Source organism: Tenacibaculum sp. SM2510 (assembly GCF_057002845.1).
The window spans coordinates 38,711-54,797 of the sequence record NZ_CP192703.1 but is presented as its reverse complement, the minus strand read 5'-3'; the positions used below and the strand labels follow the sequence as shown (position 1 = coordinate 54,797).

Annotated in this window: 15 protein-coding genes; 7 read left to right on the top strand and 8 right to left on the bottom strand. The window is 31.4% G+C overall.

The window, feature by feature from the left end; genetic code table 11:
- The first annotated feature begins 141 nt into the window (after positions 1 to 141).
- Positions 142 to 2,604, top strand: coding sequence for a TonB-dependent receptor (locus ACQ629_RS00285; protein WP_483705802.1), 2,463 nt, complete (start codon positions 142 to 144; stop codon positions 2,602 to 2,604).
- 814 nt (positions 2,605 to 3,418) lie between these two features.
- Here ACQ629_RS00285 and ACQ629_RS00280 read toward each other — a convergent pair.
- Positions 3,419 to 3,592: a hypothetical protein gene (locus tag ACQ629_RS00280; protein ID WP_218772764.1), complete on the bottom strand. Its 174-nt coding sequence runs from the start codon at positions 3,590 to 3,592 to the stop codon at positions 3,419 to 3,421.
- 146 nt (positions 3,593 to 3,738) lie between these two features.
- Between ACQ629_RS00280 and fumC the strand changes: the two genes are divergently transcribed.
- Positions 3,739 to 5,139 (top strand): class II fumarate hydratase, encoded by a 1,401-nt coding sequence (gene fumC / locus ACQ629_RS00275; protein ID WP_483705800.1) that lies wholly within the window; start codon positions 3,739 to 3,741, stop codon positions 5,137 to 5,139.
- A gap of 74 nt (positions 5,140 to 5,213) precedes the next feature.
- On the opposite strand, the gene ACQ629_RS00270 is transcribed toward fumC, so the two are convergent.
- Positions 5,214 to 6,713 (bottom strand): hypothetical protein, encoded by a 1,500-nt coding sequence (locus tag ACQ629_RS00270; RefSeq protein WP_483705798.1) that lies wholly within the window; start codon positions 6,711 to 6,713, stop codon positions 5,214 to 5,216.
- Positions 6,714 to 6,929: 216 nt separating this feature from the next.
- On the opposite strand from ACQ629_RS00270, the gene ACQ629_RS00265 reads away from it, so the two are divergent.
- A complete protein-coding gene (locus ACQ629_RS00265) occupies positions 6,930 to 7,403 on the top strand; it encodes a nucleoside deaminase (RefSeq protein ID WP_483705796.1) in 474 nt (157 codons plus the stop codon).
- 237 nt (positions 7,404 to 7,640) lie between these two features.
- Here ACQ629_RS00265 and lgt read toward each other — a convergent pair whose 3' ends face one another.
- From lgt to ACQ629_RS00235, 6 genes are all read right to left on the bottom strand, one after another.
- Complete coding sequence (gene lgt / locus ACQ629_RS00260) at positions 7,641 to 8,489, bottom strand: prolipoprotein diacylglyceryl transferase (RefSeq protein WP_483705794.1); 849 nt, start codon at positions 8,487 to 8,489, stop codon at positions 7,641 to 7,643.
- Between the two features lie 136 nt (positions 8,490 to 8,625).
- Entirely contained in the window at positions 8,626 to 8,859 is a 234-nt protein-coding gene (gene yidD / locus ACQ629_RS00255) for a membrane protein insertion efficiency factor YidD (RefSeq protein ID WP_068705109.1), read from the bottom strand.
- Positions 8,860 to 10,341, bottom strand: a complete 1,482-nt coding sequence (gene cysS / locus ACQ629_RS00250; RefSeq protein WP_483705791.1) for a cysteine--tRNA ligase — start codon at positions 10,339 to 10,341, stop codon at positions 8,860 to 8,862.
- A gap of 94 nt (positions 10,342 to 10,435) precedes the next feature.
- On the bottom strand, positions 10,436 to 11,977 hold the full coding sequence (locus ACQ629_RS00245) for a hypothetical protein (protein ID WP_483705789.1): 1,542 nt from the start codon (positions 11,975 to 11,977) through the stop codon (positions 10,436 to 10,438).
- A complete protein-coding gene (locus ACQ629_RS00240; protein WP_483705787.1) occupies positions 11,934 to 12,488 on the bottom strand; it encodes a hypothetical protein in 555 nt (184 codons plus the stop codon). The genes ACQ629_RS00245 and ACQ629_RS00240 overlap by 44 nt, the downstream gene beginning before the upstream one ends.
- Complete coding sequence (locus ACQ629_RS00235) at positions 12,481 to 13,029, bottom strand: RNA polymerase sigma factor (RefSeq protein ID WP_483705785.1); 549 nt, start codon at positions 13,027 to 13,029, stop codon at positions 12,481 to 12,483. The genes ACQ629_RS00240 and ACQ629_RS00235 overlap by 8 nt, the downstream gene beginning before the upstream one ends.
- 100 nt (positions 13,030 to 13,129) lie before the next feature.
- On the opposite strand from ACQ629_RS00235, the gene meaB reads away from it, so the two are divergent.
- From meaB to ACQ629_RS00215, 4 genes are all read left to right on the top strand, one after another.
- Positions 13,130 to 14,215, top strand: a complete 1,086-nt coding sequence (meaB, locus tag ACQ629_RS00230) for a methylmalonyl Co-A mutase-associated GTPase MeaB (RefSeq protein WP_483705783.1) — start codon at positions 13,130 to 13,132, stop codon at positions 14,213 to 14,215.
- Positions 14,216 to 14,274: 59 nt separating this feature from the next.
- Positions 14,275 to 14,616, top strand: coding sequence for a tRNA-binding protein (locus ACQ629_RS00225; RefSeq protein ID WP_483705781.1), 342 nt, complete (start codon positions 14,275 to 14,277; stop codon positions 14,614 to 14,616).
- 78 nt (positions 14,617 to 14,694) lie between these two features.
- The gene (locus tag ACQ629_RS00220; protein ID WP_483705779.1) at positions 14,695 to 15,411 is read left to right on the top strand and encodes a hypothetical protein; all 717 of its coding nucleotides are present in this window, start codon (positions 14,695 to 14,697) and stop codon (positions 15,409 to 15,411) included.
- A 173-nt stretch (positions 15,412 to 15,584) separates the two neighbouring features.
- Positions 15,585 to 15,995 (top strand): hypothetical protein, encoded by a 411-nt coding sequence (locus tag ACQ629_RS00215; RefSeq protein WP_483705777.1) that lies wholly within the window; start codon positions 15,585 to 15,587, stop codon positions 15,993 to 15,995.
- Positions 15,996 to 16,087 lie beyond the last annotated feature (92 nt).

Sequence of the window (16,087 nt, the reverse complement as noted above, 5' to 3'; positions counted from 1 at the left end):
CAAGTTTTATTCATTTTTGTAAGCAATTTAAACCCTTTGATTTTTCAACTTTAGCGTTTATTTAACAATCCTTTAACTAAGCAAGATTAAACCTTTAAAGAACTTCGCGGTCTTATCTACTTTACACAATAAAACTATTCAATGAAAAAAATAACATTTCTTTTTGTGCTACTTATAGCTGTTTCTGCCTTTGCGCAAAAACCTACCCGTAAAAATGTTTCTAAAATTACATTAACTGGTAAAATTATTGAAGCCAATTCTAAACAACCTTTAGAGTATGCTACTTTAGTATTAACTCATCTTCAAAACAAACAAGTTTCTGGTGGAATTACAGATCTAAATGGGAATTTTTCTATTACAATTCCTTCTGGTGAATATGCCTTAAAAGTAGAATTTATTGGATTTAAAACTAAAAATCTTCAACAAAAACAATTAACAGCCAACACCAACTTAGGTACAATTTCGCTTTCTGAGGATGCTGAAACGTTGGATGAAGTAGAAATTATCGCCGAAAAATCTACCGTAGAAATTCGTTTAGATAAGAAAATATACAACGTAGGTAAAGACATGACCGTAAAAGGGGGTTCTGCCTCTGATGTATTAGACAATGTACCATCTGTAAACGTAGATGCACAAGGTGCCGTTAGTTTACGTGGTAGTGAAAACGTGCGTATTCTAATTGACGGAAAGCCTTCGGCACTTGTTGGTTTAACAGGTACAGATGCTTTAAGAAATCTTCCTGCAGATGCTATTGAAAAAGTAGAAGTAATTACCTCGCCATCGGCACGTTATGATGCTGAAGGAACTGCAGGTATTTTAAATATTATTTTAAGAAAAGGAAAAATAACAGGTTTTAACGGTTCTGTAAACGTTACTGCTGGTAATCCTGATATGTTAAGAGTAGCACCAAACTTAAATTACCGAACAAAGAAGATTAACTTATTTTCTAATCTTGGTTATTCGTACAGAAAAGGACCAGGTAATTCACAAACAGCATTTTCTTATTTAACAAACGGAGTTTTAGACAGCACACAAACAGAAGATAGAACTTTTGATAGAAAAAATAAAAACTTCAATGCCTCAATTGGTTTAGAATATTACATTAACGATAACAGCTCTATTACAGGTAATTTTGTGTATAGAAAATCTAACGGAGATGATATTGCAACCAACTTAACAGACAGGTTTTTATTTAACGATCCTAACCAGGTTTTACTTGAGGAAATTAGAGTTGAAAACGAAGATGAAGATGGAGTTGACAAGCAGTATTCTATAAATTACACAAATAAATTAAATGATAATGGTGAGAAGTTAACTATCGATTTACAATACGGAGATAGTAATCAAACCGAAAATTCACCTATTAGTGTAAACGGAATTCCTTCTGAAGATAATTCACAAATCACTAGTTCTAAAGAAAAGTTAGTTCAGGTAGATTATGTCTTACCAATCGGGGAAAACAGTCAGTTTGAAGCTGGTCACAAAGCTACTTATCAAGATTTAAATTCTGATTTTAGAGTAAATATTTTAGATCCTAATATCAACTATAACCCTTCTAACGATTTAACTTTTAAGCAAAACGTATATGCCTTTTACTCTCAATATGGTAGTAAAATAGACAAGTTTTCATACCTATTAGGTTTACGTGCTGAAATAACAGACATCGATATCGATTTACAATCAGATACTCAAAATAAAAATTCAGACAAAAATTATACAGAATGGTTTCCTACTGTAAACCTTGGTTACGAATTAAACGACAATGAAAATGTAACTTTAGGGTATAGCAGACGTTTAAGAAGACCACGTCACTGGTTTTTAAATCCGTTTGAAAGCCGTAGTTCTGCTACAAGTGTATTTAGAGGGAACCCTGATTTAAACCCTACATTTACAAGTTCTTTCGACTTAGGTTATAACACAAAAATCAGAAAATTTAATTTAGGTGCTTCTATATACTATCAAATTTCTACCGATAAAATCGAGCGAGTTTCAATAATTGAAGAAAGAAACGGAACCAATGTATTTGTTAGTCAGCCTTTAAATTTAAATAGCGAAGATCGTTACGGATTTGAATTTACAAGTAATTACAATCCAACAAAAAAAGTGCGTTTATCTGCTAGTTTTAACTACTTTAAGTTTAATACAGATGCTTTTTCATACACTTATACAGCACAAGACAATTCACAAGTTACTACCAACCTAGCAGAAGTAAACCAAGATAGTTGGTTTGCGCGTTTTAACGCACGTATAACATTACCAGCTAAGATAGATTGGCAAACACGTATTATGTACCGTGGCCCACAAACAAATGCACAAAGTGATAGAGAAGGTATGTTTATGGCAAACCTGGCATTTAGTAAAGACATCTTTAAAGACAAAGCATCGGTTGTTTTAAATGTAAGCGATTTATTTAACTCACGTAAAAGAGAAAGCACAACGTATTATGGCGGTAGAGAAAATCCGTCAACAATTTCTAACGGAGAATTTCAATGGAGAGAACGTCAAATATCATTAAGTATTACGTATCGTTTTAATCAAAAGAAAAAAAGAGAAAGACCCGAAGGTGGAGGTCAAGAAAATGGTGCTGGAGATTTTAACGGCTAAAATTTGGGCGTTCGAGCGGGCTTTCATTACTCGCTTTCTAGTTAGTATGTTCTAAAAACACACAAACTAAAAGAGCTCAAACAAACCATTTAATCCCTAACGCGATTATCTAATACACACAAAAAAAGCTCGTTCTTATTGAACGAGCTTTTTGTTACCTCTATTTTTTAAAAAAAACACATATACATAATGAATATACGTCATTACGAGAAACGAAGTAATCTCTTCCATACAAAAAGTACACATACGCTAAGGATTGCAGTGGCATCCTTTTTTAAAACTTAATAAATAGCTGTCATTGCGAGGAACCAAGTAACCTCTTAAACTACTATTATTTACTTAATAAAAATACGTCATTGCGAGAAACGAAGCAATCTCTTCCATACAAAAAACAAACATGCGTTAAGGATTGAAGTGGCATCCTTTTTTAAAAATTAATAAAAATGCGTCATTCCGAGGAACGAAGCAATCTCTTCCACATAAAAAATAAACATGTGTTAAGGATTGCAGAGTCATCCTTTTTTAAAACTTAATAAATATGCGTCATTGCGAGGAACGAAGCAATCTCTTCCACATAAAAAATAAACATGTGTTAAGGATTGCAGAGGCATCCTTTTTTAAAACTTAATAAATATGCGTCATTGCAAGGAACGAAGCAATCTCTTCCAATTCTTAGACTACCATAGTTAATCAAAAAGTAAACCTCGCTTTTGTAACTATAAAAAAGATATAACGAAAAGCCTGTTTAAACACCCAGAAACAAAAAAAGCTCGTTCAAATACATGAACGAGCTTTTTTTATATCAATTTAAAAACTACTTACCTTCAGCAGCTTTTTTTGCTTCTCTCTTTAACTTTATATTTTCCCAGATCGTTCCACCAATCCAATAAGGAACTACAAATGTTAATAAGAAAATTAACAACCAAAATCCGGTTGTAAAAATAAACATGAATAATACCAATCCTGAAAATTCTGAAAAATCTAACATTTGTTTCCTATTAATAATTGTTGTGCGACAAAATTATAACTATTTTTCTTTGAAAGCAATAAAATCTGATAAAAATCACCTACTAAAACTATTAGAATTTGTAATTTTGACCATCGTTAATTTATATTCTTTTAAATCATTTTAAAATGACAAAGTACAGAATCGAAAAAGACACAATGGGAAACGTTGAAGTTCCTGCTGATAAATATTGGGGAGCACAAACAGAACGCTCTCGTAACAACTTTAAAATAGGCGCAGCTGGTTCTATGCCGTTAGAAATAGTATATGGTTTTGCTTACCTTAAAAAAGCTGCTGCCTATACAAATGCCGAATTAGGTGTTTTAACTAATGAAAAAAGAGATTTAATTGCACAAGTTTGTGACGAAATCTTAACAGGTAAACACGACAATCAATTTCCGTTAGTAATCTGGCAAACGGGTTCTGGTACACAATCTAACATGAACTGTAACGAGGTAATCGCTAACAGAGCACATGAAATTGCAGGAAATGTAATTGGTGAAGGTGAAAAAACCATCCAGCCAAATGATGACGTAAACAAATCGCAATCATCAAACGACACCTTTCCTACAGGTATGCACATTGCTGCTTACAAGAAAATTGTAGAAGTAACCATTCCTGGTGTAGAGCAATTACGAGACACTTTACAAGCAAAATCAGAAGCTTTTAAAGATGTTGTAAAAATTGGTCGTACACATTTAATGGATGCTACTCCCCTAACCTTAGGACAAGAGTTTTCTGGTTATGTTGCGCAGTTAAACTTTGGTTTAAAAGCATTAAGAAACTCACTAGACCATTTATCGCAATTAGCTTTAGGAGGAACAGCAGTTGGAACAGGATTAAACACACCTGCAGATTACGACGTGTTAGTGGCAAAATATATTGCTGAATTTACAGGTTTACCTTTTATTACTGCTGAAAATAAATTTGAAGCTTTGGCTGCGCATGATGCGTTTGTTGAAACACACGGATCTTTAAAGCAATTAGCGGTTTCTATTAATAAAATAGCCAACGATATTCGTATGATGGCTTCAGGACCACGTTCTGGAATTGGTGAATTAATTATTCCTGCAAACGAACCAGGTTCTTCTATTATGCCAGGAAAAGTAAATCCTACGCAAGCAGAAGCGATTACAATGGTTTGTGCACAAGTTATGGGTAACGATGTTGCTGTAACTGTTGGTGGTACACAAGGACATTACGAATTAAATGTTTTTAAACCAATGATGGCGGCTAATGTATTACAGTCTGCTCAGTTAATTGGAGACGCATGTGTATCTTTCGATGTAAATTGTGCTGCTGGTATTGAACCAAATCACGATAGAATTACCGAATTGGTAAACAATTCTTTAATGCTAGTTACTGCTTTAAATACTAAAATAGGATATTATAAAGCTGCTGAAATTGCAAATACAGCACACGAAAACGGTACAACTTTAAAAGTAGAGGCTGTTCGTTTAGGTTATGTAACTGCTGAAGAATATGATGAATGGGTAAAACCTGAAAACATGACTGGAGGATTAAAATAAAAACTTACTTATTATAATCATAAAAAAAACCGAAACTTAACAGTTTCGGTTTTCTTATGGTTGATTTTTTTAAATTAATTCAACCTATTCTTTATAAACTCTTGCACTTCTTGCTTCGCTTTTAACATTTCTACTTCATTATATGTTTTTCCTTCAGCTCTCTTTATATAAGCATCAAATGCATGACTTATATATATTGGCGACTTATTATTTGTATAACTAACAGCATTATGGCAGCTAAAACAATTTGCTAAATTATCTACTTTAATGCTTTTAAGACTACTATTAAATGTTTGCGTAAAAGTTTCCATAGTTACATTTGCATTATTTAAAGAACCTCTTGCTGATGAACCTGGAGTTGCATTACCTATTGAGCCTCCTAAGTCAACTAACAATTGTGCTTGAGCTTGTGTATTCAAACCATCAGTATCTACCCAAATAGAGCCGTTATAGAAATAATTACCCCAAACGTCGTTTAAGCTCTTTTTAACACATGTGTTTATATTTTTAATATTTTTAAAATTAATAGGTTCTTGTTGGCAAGTTTTCATAAAGTTACCTTCACTATCTCTTGGTACACCGTATTTAAATAAATCGTATGCTTTATACAATTTTGATGGCTGTTGTGTAATTGTATCCCAATAAATACCTCCAATACCAGTAGTGTTTCCTTTTGCAAATAATAGTTTATCTGAAGAAGAACTTGCTTCATTATCTTTTCTATTATAAAACGGAGCTAAATCATCTTGTTCGAAAGTTGCCCAAATAAACTCAGGGTGATTTTCTACCACTCCAACAACATGCATTCCTAACAAAGCAACTTCAGTATTAACAAAATTTCCTTTGCCGTCATCAACAGCCCCTACCGTAGTAAAATAATTGACACGTTTATTTTTAGGAATGGCTGTTACTGTAGTCCATGAAACTTTTAACTCTAAGGAACCTACAGGAAAAGATGCTAAGTTATCTTTCGCCAACGAACCATTTAAAATTGAGTCTTTAAATTTTTCTGCAGCTATTTTAAACGTTGGTGAAATATGGATTGAATAAAATACTGTTTCCTCTTTATTATTTGCAGGATTATATGCTGGATTAGTTCTTAAAATACCCGAAGAACCTGCTTGTGCTGTATCTTCTAAAACTACGGATGCTCCTGGAATTGACTTTACACTTCCTAAATGAGAGTCTACCTGATGCATTTTTTTGGGATTTAAAAACAGTGGTAATGTTTCCCCTATATATAAAGGCACATCTTTTCCATCTACTTTAACCAAAAGTTTTTCTATTTGATATTCTGGCTTTGTCAACCATAAAAATTTTTGCCAAGACCATTGATGAAAAATAGCATTGGTACTCGTATCTACATCAAACGGGCTTCCTTTTCCTTCTTCTGGTGCAGGAGTTTGTAAATGTGGAAACCAATCGCTTTCACATAAGTTTTCTAATACAATTTTATTATAAGCAACAGCTGTTGCTTTTTTTTCTGATTCTTGTTTTTTCTTATCACAAGAATTTAAAAACACTATACTTAGTAAGAGTAACGTTTTTAAAGTAAATTTAAATGATTTCTTCATGGTTAGATAGTTTTTAATAATATCTTAACAAAGTTATCATCTTAAATAAAGCCATTCAAAAAAAATGTCATGACAGCCTATTCTAGAGTCATATAAAAGTAAATATTAATCACAAGCGTTTATAACAATCATTATTCTTAATAATTTTTAATTTATTTAACGAACCAAACAAAAGAAAAACCTAATTTTGTAATCCTTTTTTTAAAAATAAAATAGATGAACAAACACGAAGAATATATGAGTGAAGCTGTAAAAGCAGCTTTAAAAGGAATGAGCAATAACGAAGGCGGACCATTTGGTTGTATCGTTGTAAAAGACGGAGAAATTGTTGGTCGTGGTAATAATAAAGTTACTTCTACAAACGATCCTACAGCACATGCTGAAGTTACCGCTATTAGAGATGCCTGTAAAAATTTAGGCTCTTTTCAATTAGATGGTTGTATCGTATATACTTCTTGCGAACCTTGCCCTATGTGTTTAGGTGCAATTTATTGGGCTAGACCAGATAAGGTATACTACGGAAGTAACCAACAAGATGCTGCTAATATTGGTTTTGATGACGAATTTATTTATAAAGAAATTCCGTTACCATACGAAGAACGTAGCATTCCGTTTGAACAAGTAGGAAGAAAAATTGCCTTAGAGCCTTTTGAAAAATGGGGCGAAAAGAATGACAAAATAGAATACTAGCAATAAAAAATCCCAAATTAAGTTTTGGGATTTTTTTATGCCTTGAGTTTTGCTTGACCCTCTGCTAATCTATAAATAGATCCGTTAATTTTTGATTTAGTTTATTAAAACGAAATTATATTTTTAGTTTCTATTTATAGTTAATCCATTAACTGTAAAAATAACTCAGCATAAAACATCAAATAACAAAAAAGCTCCAAGTTTAAACTTGGAGCTTTTTTGTATCTAAAATCTAACTTATTTCGTTTTTCTAAACATCAACCAAAAACCTATTAAAACAAGCGGTATACTTAATACCTGCCCTGTGTTTAATGAGTTAAATACCCAGTCTTCTCTTCCATCTACTTGTGCTTTCTTTAAAAATTCTATAAAGAAACGTAACGACCACAAAACCACCATAAACAATCCGAATAAAAACCCTGATTGGTTCTTCTTATCTGTTTTCCAATAGAAATGCCACAATGCAAAAAACAATGCTAAATAACTAAATGCTTCATATAATTGTGTTGGATGACACGGCACGGTTTCTCCAGCTCTTTTAAAAATAACTCCGAAACTGCTTCCTGTTGGTTTTCCATAGATCTCTGAATTAAAAAAGTTTCCTAAACGGATAAAAAATCCTGCTAAGGCAACAATAATACCTACTCTATCTAAAATAAATAACCATGGTTTATTTAAATGTTTTTTTGCATAAAAATATAATGCTAAAGGAATACCAATTGCTGCTCCGTGACTTGCAAACCCAGTAAATCCTGTAAATTTCCATCCTTCAATAAATCCGAACAACCTACTATTTACACTTTCTTTTATTGGTAAAAATATTTCTAATAAATGATTCTGATAATAATCCCAGCTATAAAAGAAAACATCACCTAAACGCATTCCTACTAGCATAGAAATGAAGACATACATAAATAAAGGATCTAATTTCTCTACAGGTATTTTATCATTTATATAAATTTTCTTCATTAAACGAAGTCCTAACACAAAAGCTGCTACAAACATTAAACTGTACCAACGAATACCTAGACTACCAATTTTTAAGATTTCAGGATCTAAGTCCCATACTATAGATAAAAAATTCATTTATTCTTATTATATGTCAGGTCGAGCGCAGTCGGGACCTATTTATTAATATATTCTTACTAAAACCTCTCGCAAACTACGTTTCTTTTTTCAACAAATAATATTTTATTAAAAATAATACTCGAGGCAACAATTACTATTTCTTTTTTTCTGGCACTGGATCGTAACCACTCCCTCCCCATGGATGACAGCTAAATATTCTTTTTGTTGCCAACCAACCGCCATAAAACAATCCGTGTTTTTGCAATGCTTCAATTGTGTAACTAGAGCATGTTGGCGAATACCTGCATGTTGCTGGTGTAAATGGTGAAATGGCTGTTTGATAAAACCGTACCAATAATATAAACGGGTATGTGAGTATTTTTTTCAATTAATTAACAGAAAAACTCGTTCCTTCTTTTCCGTCTTTTAACTGAATTCCTAATACTAATAATCTATCTCGGATTTCATCAGACAACGCCCAGTCTTTGTTTTCACGTGCTTCTTTTCTCATTTGAATAAGCATTTCTACTACTCCACTTAATTTATCAGAATTATTTCCTTCAGAGACTTCGTTCATCAATCCTAAAACATCAAAAACAAACGCTTTCATTGTTACTATTAGCTCTTCTAAATCATCTGAAGTTAAACTAGCGTTTTGTTCTTTTATTTGATTTACAGTTTTTACAGCTTCAAATAAATGAGAAATTAATACAGGTGTATTAAAATCGTCATTCATGGCTGCATAACATTCTTGCTTCCATTTCTGAACATCAAAAGTTGAAGTATTTCCTGCTTCAATTTTATCTAAGAAATTTACAGCATCCATTAACTTGGTATGTCCTTTTTCTGATGCTTCTAAAGCTTCGCCAGAAAAATCAAGAATACTTCTGTAATTCGCTTGCATATTAAAGAAACGTACCACACTTGCTGAAAATGCTTTTGGTAAAATTTCGTTTTCACCTGATAAAATCTCGTTTGGTAAAATAAAATTACCAGTTGATTTTGCCATTTTCTGGCTATTTAGCAACAACATATTGGTATGCATCCAGTAATTTACTGGAGTAACACCACTACAAGTTTGAGATTGTGCTATTTCACATTCGTGATGTGGAAATTTTAAATCCATTCCACCACCGTGAATATCAAATTGTTCTCCTAAGTATTTTGTACTCATTACCGAACATTCTAAATGCCAACCAGGAAAACCATCACTCCAAGGAGAAGGCCAACGCATAATATGGCGTTCATCGGCTTTTTTCCAAAGGGCAAAATCTTGTGGATTTTTCTTATCTGACTGTCCGTCTAAGGTTCTTGTATTATGAATTGCATCTTCTATTTTTCTACCAGAAAGGATTCCGTAATTACCAGTTTCGTTATACTTTAAAACATCAAAATAAACAGAACCGTTTACTTCATATGCCAACCCTTTTTCCATGATTTCTTTTATCATTTCAATTTGTTCAACAATATGACCTGTTGCGGTAGGCTCTATACTTGGCGGTAAAAAGTTATAGTTTTTTAAAACATCATGAAAGTCTACAGTATACTTTTGTACCACTTCCATTGGTTCGATTTCTTCTAAACGTGCTTTTTTAGAAATTCTATCTTCTCCTTCATCTGCATCGTTTTCTAAATGCCCTGCATCGGTAATATTACGCACATAACGCACTTTATAACCTAAATGTAAAAAATAACGATATACCACATCAAAAAACATAAATGTACGTACGTTTCCTAAATGGGCATTGCTATATACGGTAGGACCGCAAACGTACATACCTACATATCCGTCGTTTACAGTTTTAAAAGGCTCTTTAGTTTTTGATAAAGAGTTGTATACTTTTAATTGATTTTCTTTATATAATTTCATCGAAAAAGTGGCTATTTACAGATGCTAAAGATAGGCACTTTATAAAGAATAATGAAATGGAATTTTATTGAAGTTTTAGTTAAAATTATAAAACTTATTTTAGTTTTATTTCGCTATAATTAGCTATTACAATAATTTTATTATTAGACGTTTTTGATGATCGTTTATACCTTATAAACCCCTCTGAATCTTTAGTTGCTTTATTTAACTTCCCTAACTTTTTATCAAATTCAAATTTCCCGTTTTTAGTACTAACGTCGATTGTGGTATCAACGTCTGATATATTTATTGTACTGTTTGAATAATTTAAAAAGACCATTAAGGTATTCATTTTTGAATCAATTTTATTTATCAATAATTCTCCAAATTCATTTTTTATTGAAACTTCTTCATAAACTTTATCTATAATTAATTTTGATGAATTAGTATTTAATGTAGAGTTAGCAACCGATGCTATATGAGCATCGGTTACGTTATTTAAAAATAATTTAGTAGTATTTAATGAATTTATAGTTACTGGCGAATATGATATATTTAATTCTCCTCCGCTTAAAACATCTGCGTTAAAAGTACCATAACTTACTTTCCCTGAAGCTTTTGTTTTTGGTAATTTTACTTTACAATGACGTGTATTTAAATCGAAGGTTGCATTTTTAGGCACTTTTATAGTAATCTTTTTAGTAACTTTTACTTTCTTTCCGTTTACAGTAACTGTTCCTGATTTATTTAAAAAAACAAAATCTAATTTGGTGTTTTTAAGTGATTCTTGCGCTTTCCTTAATGCTTCTTTAATCTCTTTCGAGTATTCTTTTTCTGATAAACGAGAATTCTGTAACATTTCTATAGCATTTTTACGAGCTTTTTTTCTAGACTCCTCAGCTATAGCTCTGTGTTTACTCGCCGTTTCTCTACTTTTCAGCATCGTTAAACGGCTTTTTCTCATTGTTTCTTTACTTTTTTTAATACTCTCTTTAAATTTCTTATATTTTTTACTTTTTTTAAACTTCTCCCATTCTTTTTTTGACTTTATAGCAATACCGTTAACGCCATCTTTCCACTGAAAAAAATAATTCTCACCATCTTGGGCATACTTATCAAAATCGAACTCCATATGATCTAAATCAGATACTATTTCTTCAAAGTTGATTTCAGGGATTTCAATCTCCGACATATCGGGCATTTCTGGTAATTCAGGCATCTCTGGCAATACAATAACATTCGATCCATTAGTATTGTAATGATAAACGTTAGCATTATTGTCTTTTGACGAATTAAAAAATATTATATCATCGGTATCTAAAGAATGAAAACTATTGCTTTTAGCATTAATTTGCACTTTACTTTTATTACCTAAAGCTTCAAATTTCCAGTTTTTAAAGTACTTTTCAGCTTCAGCTTTATCTAATCCTTCTATTTCTATAACAGCTTCTACAGAAACTTCATTTTTATTCCACGTAGTTACATTTACATCCGCATTAGAAGCATTAATATTAACGATTACATCTTTATTTGTTTTAAAGTTTTCGCTAAATTTCTTATCGTACTTCTGAGCAAACACAACACTTGTTGCGAGTAATAAAAAAGTACTTATTTTAAATTGTTTGAATGTCATTTTTAATTGGATTTTTAAGTTCATTTAATTGTTTTTGCATACGTTTTAACAGCTGTAAACGCAATTGCAGGTTTCCAATCAATGCATTGATCGTATTATCGTTAATTCCTTTTTTATTGAGCTCTTCGGTTAACGATTTATATTCGTTGGTTAGCTCGCCTATTTTAGCAAAATAACCATCAAAAAATTCTTTAGTATCATCAGTTAACTCTAACTGACTTAGTTCGTAGTTTATCGTGTTTGTGTAGTACGATTCTATTGTTTTTAATTCTGGCGAAACATTACCTAAACTAATGGTTTTTGGGATGTTATTAATTGGTGTATTTATATTTTCTGACGGATAAAATGTTATTCCTAACCCTAACAATATTACAATTGATGCTGCTGCATATAACCATTGAAATGATTTTTTTCCTGATGATTTATCATGTATCTCGTCCATCATTTTTTGTTGAAAACGTTGCCTGTGATTTGTTGATAACTTTGCGTTATCATCACTTTTATTTTTTAATATTTCTCTAATATCTTTAGACATTATATACTGCTTTTAATTGTTCTTGCACTTTCTTTTTACCTCTTAACAAATGAGTTCTAGATGTTGATTCTGAAATTCCTAATATTTCAGAAATCTCTCCATGATCATAACCTTCTAGCAAAAACAAGGTTAATACTACGCTGTATTTATCTTTTAATTTTTGAATGCAGTTTATAATTTCTTGGCATGAAATAACGGTTTCCACCTCCCAATTATCATCTGCTGTTATTTTTGTAGTTTCTTCATTTATTGCAACAAACTCTAGCTTTTTCTTTTTTAACCAATCAATACTTTGATTAATTACAATACGTTTTAACCAAGCTCCGAATGCAACTTCCTCCTTATACATATTAATATTTTTAAAAGCCTTTATAAAAGCTTCTTGCATAATATCTTCAGCTATAAATGTATCTTTTACATAACGATTTGCAACAGTAAGCATCGCTTCGCAATACAAATCATACAACTGCATTTGTGCTTTTGCATCGTTGTTTTTACACGCATTTATAATTGATTGATGTAACTGTTTGGTCGACTTCATTATTGATTTCTTATACTAAAGACGATACTTTTTAAGCTTCGTTGCATTTTGCTGAATTTTTATTTATAAATTTACGTTATTATTTCGTTTTTACTAAAATATGGCTAATATCAACAAATCTGCTCTTTCTGAAAAAGATGGCGTTTCTCAACCAGAAACGACCAGTAAATCAGCTGCTGAAAAAATAAAAATAAGTAGAAGAAAAAAGGCTGACACTCCTAAATATATTCGTGAAATACTAGCAGGAAGTATTCCTTTTTTAAGCAGAGCAATTACTTTGGTTGAAAGCACCAATACAAAACATCAACAACAAGCAAATGAAATTTTAGAAGCTTGTTTACCACACGCAAACAAATCGGTAAGAATTGGTATTACCGGTGTTCCTGGAGTTGGAAAAAGCACATTCATTGAGGCTTTTGGGAAGCACTTAACTTCGTTAGGTAAAAAAGTAGCTGTTTTAGCTGTAGACCCAAGTAGTTCTATCAATAGAGGTAGTATTTTAGGTGATAAAACTAGAATGGAAGAATTGGTTACCGATAAAAATGCATTTATAAGACCTTCTCCCTCAGGAACTTCTTTAGGTGGTGTTGCTCAAAAAACACGAGAATCTATTATTTTATGTGAAGCTGCTGGTTTTGATACTATTATCATAGAAACTGTTGGAGTTGGACAGTCTGAAACTGCCGTGCATTCTATGACCGATTTTTTTTTATTATTAAAACTTGCCGGTGCAGGTGACGAATTACAAGGTATTAAACGAGGAATTATAGAAATGGCTGATGCGATTGTTATTAATAAAGCAGATAGCGGTAACGAGAAAAATGCAAAAATTGCAAAAGTTGAGTTCAACAGAGCACTACATTTATATCCACCAAAAGATAGTGGTTGGCAACCTAAAGTTTTATTAGCAAGTGCGCTACATAATAAAGGTATTGCTGACGTTTATAAAATGATTAACGAGTATATAACCTCAGCAATGAGTACCTCTTATTTTCAACAAAAAAGAAACAATCAAAATAAATACTGGTTATTAGAAACAATCAATCAACAGTTAAAAAGCAATTTTTATAACAATTCTGAAATAAAAAATTTACTAAAAGAAGAGTTTAAAAAGTTAGAAAACGGAAAAACAACGCCATTTACTGCTGCCAACAGATTATTAAATAAAAACTATGGAACCCCATAATGGGTATTTGGTTAAAATGCTACCTGTAATAATAAACATTTTTAAACTCCTTAACATTTATGAAAGAGAATGCTTTAACTTGGGATGATTTTACAAAAGTAGAAATGCGAATAGGAACAATACTTTCTGCTGAAGTTTTTAAAGAAGTAAAAAATCCTGCTTATAAAATGCAAATAGATTTTGGCGAATTTGGTATTAAAAAAACTTCTGCTCAAATTACAAAATTATACACTCCTGAAGAATTAATAGGCAACCAAATAGTGGCTGTTATCAACTTTCCTAAAAAACAAATTGCCAACATAATGAGTGAATGTTTGGTATTAGGTGCTGTTGGCGAACAGCATGAAATAACGCTTATTTCTCCTGATAGAAAAATTAAAAACGGAACACGAATTGGGTAAGATTAATTTCTTTACCTTATTCCTCTATAAATTACTTAGTCTTATTTTAAGTTATTAACCCTCTATAAATAAAAAATCATGAAAAAAATATTTCTCTTTCTTACTGTTTTGATTTATTTACTACCTCAAAATGTAAAAGCTCAAAATAATGGGGCAATAGCTGCAGCTGGTGCGCTAGTTGCTATTGGTGCCGGAATTGCCGCTGTTAAACAAATGGAAGAAAGGGCTGAGTTAACAGCTACACAATGGATTTTATCAAACAATCCTGAGTTAACAAGCTTCTCTTTAAAAACACTTTCTTTTGATGGCAAAAAACTAAAAGACATGTCATTAACCTCTGTTATCACTTATAAAATACAAGAATTTACACCTGCAAATAAGCCTGAACTAGATGGCAAAAAACAGGTTCTTTTTGGTTTTACTAGTCAAGGATGGATTAGTCAAAATGGAATTAATTTTGATAAAGTAAGATGGTTTTTAATTGATGAAGAGGAATGGATGAACATGATGGTATCTTATGTTAAGGTTTCTTCAAGTGAAAACAACGAAGAAACTCTTGTTAGTACTTTAAAAAATGGTAAAGTTGTAAATAAAGGTGTAAAAGTAAAAAGCAAACTAGTTATTCCTTTTTATAAGTTAAAAGGAGACATGTATGTTGTTACTGATTATTCCAATGATATGAAGTTAGTGTATAATGAACGATCTCTCGGTATATTCCTAAAAGAAACAAGGAATCTTGTACAAATGGGAAGAGGTGATATTATTGAAATACATGATTTCTTTTTTGAAAAATAAGAATTCCTTCTAGTCATCCTTTGTAAATACCAACACTTTTTACTGTGTTTTTCAATACCGTATTCAAATATAATTTAGAGACAGTAAATAATAACATATTTTAGAACTTAAAGAGGTTTAACATATGTTATTTACTCTAAAACGAAAACTATACATAAAAAAGAACCAACATTATGACAATAAACAACACTACAATTGCAAAGGGATTTATTATTGCCGGATTAATGAACGCTACAGTTCTTATATTTTCGAAGTTTTTCACGAATACTGTTATTAACGAAGCTGATCCGGTCGTAATGTCTAATTTCGGACTTTTAATGATACTTATTTGGGGATTGGCATATATGAGTATCGCAAAAAATTACACCAAAGTAAAATGGTTAGTAGGTATTTTTGCCATTGAAAAATTTATTTATGGCTGTATTTGGATAAATTGGATACTTAACAATACCATTTCTAATGTTTTTGAAAAAGATTTAATGGCTGGTGCATTTTTTGCTATTTACGGAGTAAATGATTGGTTATTTTTCATCTTTTTTACCACCGTATTTATTCGTTTATTAAAAGAAAAAATACACATTTAAAAAAACTAAAAACATTAATCTGTTACGGTTATTTAAAAGTATTTTGATTTAAAAACTATCTCTTTTATTGTTTTTACCGTAAGTTTGTGTAA